This window comes from Acinetobacter sp. USHLN143 (assembly GCF_037145695.1).
Classification (GTDB): Bacteria; Pseudomonadota; Gammaproteobacteria; order Pseudomonadales; family Moraxellaceae; genus Acinetobacter; species Acinetobacter fasciculus.
Genome location: NZ_JBBCWZ010000344.1, coordinates 1 through 222, shown reverse-complemented (window position 1 = coordinate 222; position 222 = coordinate 1). Strand labels below are relative to the sequence as shown.

Sequence of the window (222 nt, the reverse complement as noted above, 5' to 3'; positions counted from 1 at the left end):
GGTATTACCGGCAAGATATTACATTTGATGGTCAGAGGAAGCGGTGTTAGAGATATTGCTGAAGTCGAGCGTATCAGCATTGGCAAGGTATTACGAACCTTAAGTGAATCGGGTGGTGTTTTAAAAAGTATGCTGACATTAAATGAAGCCATTATTGATGTAAAAGAAGGTTAAGTCGAAGGCTTTAAAATGGTTTTCAAGCTTTTTGGAGAAATTACAACT

At 37.4% G+C, this 222-nt stretch carries 2 pseudogenes; one reads left to right on the top strand and one right to left on the bottom strand.

What is annotated here, in order from left to right:
- Positions 1 to 111, top strand: a pseudogene (locus WFH18_RS18325) (IS1 family transposase); the annotation flags it as partial.
- A gap of 27 nt (positions 112 to 138) precedes the next feature.
- Here the strand turns inward: WFH18_RS18325 and WFH18_RS18320 are convergent.
- Positions 139 to 222: pseudogene (locus WFH18_RS18320) on the bottom strand (IS1 family transposase); the annotation flags it as partial.